We start from the raw sequence: 2,937 nt of genomic DNA, 5'->3' as shown, positions 1-2,937 counted from the left end.
ATCACGAAGAAGGCTAACATAGCCTAAAAATTAAATTGAATTAAAAAAGTGTATATCTAGCTTTGATATACACTTTTTTTAATTATTTATAAGGAAACTAAATTATCTCAGAAGTGTCTAAAACTTATGTATTTTAATACGAAGAAAAATTCCTAGTAGAATAAAAACTTAAAATAAACAAGAATTAAAAACAAGTTGACTTAGGAAATAGTTTGCACTACTATATTGGTATAGACCAAAATGGTATAGTCCAATATTAAAATAATTAAATGGTGAAAAATGGAAATAGTAGATAAAAATTTAGATATACCACTTCATATTCAGCTTTATAAAATAATTAAAGGTATGATTGAAAGTGGTGAACTTTCAGAAGGGGCAAATTTAATGCCAGAAAGAGAACTTTGTAAACTTCAAAATATAAGTAGAATGACAGTAAACAAGGCAATTATAAATTTAGTAAATGAAGGGCTATTAGAGAGAAAACAAGGAAGAGGAACTTTTGTAGCATATAAAAAACAAAAGTATAGATTTCAAAAGTTAAAAGGTTTTACTGAGGTTATGAGTGATAAAGGTTTTAGTATAAGAAATAAAATACTAGAATTTGAAGTAAGTACTCAAGATAAACATATAAGAGAAAAATTAGAAATAAAAAATAAAGATGAACTTATTTATAAAATAAAAAGACTTAGAATAATAGATAATGATCCTTTTGCATTAGAAACTGTATATATACCAGCTAAAATGTGTAAAGGTTTAGAACAAAAACTTAAAGAAAATGAATCACTATATAGGATATTTAGAGAAGAATATAACTATAAAATAGATAAAGCTATACAAACAATAGAACCAATATCTTTAAATGAAGACAGTTTAGATATATTAGATAAAGATATAAATTCACTGGCTTTAAAATTTGATAGAAAAGTATATATTAAAGAAGGAAATGTACTAGAATATACAATATCAATTTTTACAAGTGATAAATATCAATATCAAATTATGATGACTGAATAGGGGGGGAATATGAAATTAATTATAAATGGTAAAAWAAWTAATTTTAAAAGATGGTGTTTTAGAAAATAAAGTAATAGTATTTGATAAACATATAATAGATATATGTGATGAAACACCAAATAATTGTGAAGTTATAGATGCGAAAGGCAATTATGTATCTCCAGGACTTATAGACATACATATCCATGGATGCAAGGGATTTGACACTATGGATGAAGATGAATGTGCAGTTGAGGTTATAAGCAGGGGAGTAGCAGAAAATGGAGTTACATCTTTCTTACCAACTACAATGACTATGTCACCAGAAAGGATTTATAAGGCTTTTGATAATATAAAAAAGGCTAAAAATAAAAATATAGAAGGTGCAAATATACTAGGAGCACATATGGAAGGTCCTTTTATAAATGAAAAATACAAAGGAGCACAAAATCCTAAATATATATATAAGCCAAGCTTTGACTTTATAAAAGATTACACTGATATTATAAAAATAATATCATATTCACCTGAAACTGATACTAATTTTGAATTTACAAAAAAGATAAAACAAGAAACAGATATAGTTTTATCAATATGTCATAGTGATGCCACTTATAATATAGGAAAAGAAGCTAAAAACTTAGGTGTAACTAATATAACGCACTTATTTAATGGTATGACTCCATTAAATCATAGAGAACCAGGGGTTGTTGGATTAGGTTTAACTAGTGATATGTACTGTGAGTTAATAGCAGATAAAATACATATAAATCCGGAGTTATTCCAATTTGTAATTGATAGTAAAGGAAAAGATAAATTAGTATTAATAACTGATTCTATGAGAGCTGGATGTATGCCTGATGGTGAGTATGATCTAGGTGGTCAAACAGTATATGTTAAAAATAACTCGGCAAGAATAGCCAGTGGAAGTTTAGCAGGAAGTGTATTAACTTTAAATAAAGCAGTATATAACTTTAAGAAAAGTACAAATTTAAACATATATGAAGCAGTAAATTTAGCATCCTTAAATCCTGCAAAATCAATAAAAGTAGATGATAAAAAGGGAAGTTTAGAAATAGGTAAGGATGCAGATATAGCTATTTTTAATGAAGATATGGATTGTTTAGCTACAATAGTAGAAGGCCAGATAGTATACAATAAGATAAATTAATTTGAGGTGAATTATATGAGAATAATAGTTTGTCAAAATTATGAAGAAGTAAGTAAAAAAGCTGCACAAATGATATTAAGTCAAGTAACACTAAAGCCAAACTCAGTTTTAGGTCTTGCAACAGGTTCTACACCAATAGGTATGTATGAAAACTTAGTAGAACTTAATAAAAAAGGAGATATTGATTTTTCAGAAGTAAGAACATTTAATTTAGATGAGTATTACAAACTACCTAAAAACAACGATCAAAGTTATCATTATTTTATGCACAAAAACTTATTTAACCATATAAATATAAAACCATCAAATATACACATACCAAATGGTATGACAGATGATGTTAATGCTGAATGTGAAAGATATGATTCACTTATTAAAGAAGCTGGTGGAGTAGATATACAAGTATTAGGAATAGGAAATAATGCACATATAGGATTCAATGAGCCAACAGTAAACTTTGAAAAAGGAACACACTTAGTTGAGTTAGAAGATTCTACAATAGAAGCAAATTCAAGATTCTTTGATAATATAGAAGATGTTCCTAAAAAAGCAATAACAATGGGAGTAGGGTCTATATTTAAAAGTAAAAAGATAATGTTAATTGCAACTGGAGAAAATAAAGCAGAGGCTATTTATAATACTGTATATGGAAAAGTAGTACCTGAAGTACCAGCATCTATACTACAGTTCCACAATGATATAGTTTTAATATTAGATAAAGATGCTGCTAAACTTCTTAAAGAAGAAGATTATAAAATATTATAAATAAGATT

The 2,937-nt window shown here is 26.7% G+C and carries 4 protein-coding genes (1 of these 4 cut by a window edge); all 4 read left to right on the top strand.

What is annotated here, in order from left to right:
* Positions 1-17: the 3' end of an MATE family efflux transporter gene (locus tag G3997_RS04970; protein WP_296649047.1), read on the top strand. The gene continues 319 nt to the left of window position 1, outside the view; the window shows 17 of its 336 coding nt (coding positions 320-336); its start codon lies beyond the left edge, outside the window; its stop codon occupies positions 15-17.
* 262 nt (positions 18-279) lie between these two features.
* Positions 280-1,014 carry a GntR family transcriptional regulator gene (locus G3997_RS04965; RefSeq protein ID WP_296649043.1) on the top strand — a complete coding sequence of 245 codons (735 nt, stop codon included), beginning with the start codon at positions 280-282 and terminating at the stop codon, positions 1,012-1,014.
* Positions 1,015-1,039: 25 nt separating this feature from the next.
* Positions 1,040-2,164 carry an N-acetylglucosamine-6-phosphate deacetylase gene (gene nagA / locus G3997_RS04960; protein WP_330616262.1) on the top strand — a complete coding sequence of 375 codons (1,125 nt, stop codon included), beginning with the start codon at positions 1,040-1,042 and terminating at the stop codon, positions 2,162-2,164.
* 15 nt (positions 2,165-2,179) lie between these two features.
* Positions 2,180-2,929, top strand: coding sequence for a glucosamine-6-phosphate deaminase (gene nagB, locus G3997_RS04955; protein WP_296649039.1), 750 nt, complete (start codon positions 2,180-2,182; stop codon positions 2,927-2,929).
* Positions 2,930-2,937 lie beyond the last annotated feature (8 nt).

The sequence above is a fragment of the Romboutsia sp. 13368 genome, from assembly GCF_018336475.1.
Classification (GTDB): Bacteria; Bacillota; Clostridia; order Peptostreptococcales; family Peptostreptococcaceae; genus Romboutsia.
This window is presented reverse-complemented; position numbering and strand designations above follow the sequence as displayed.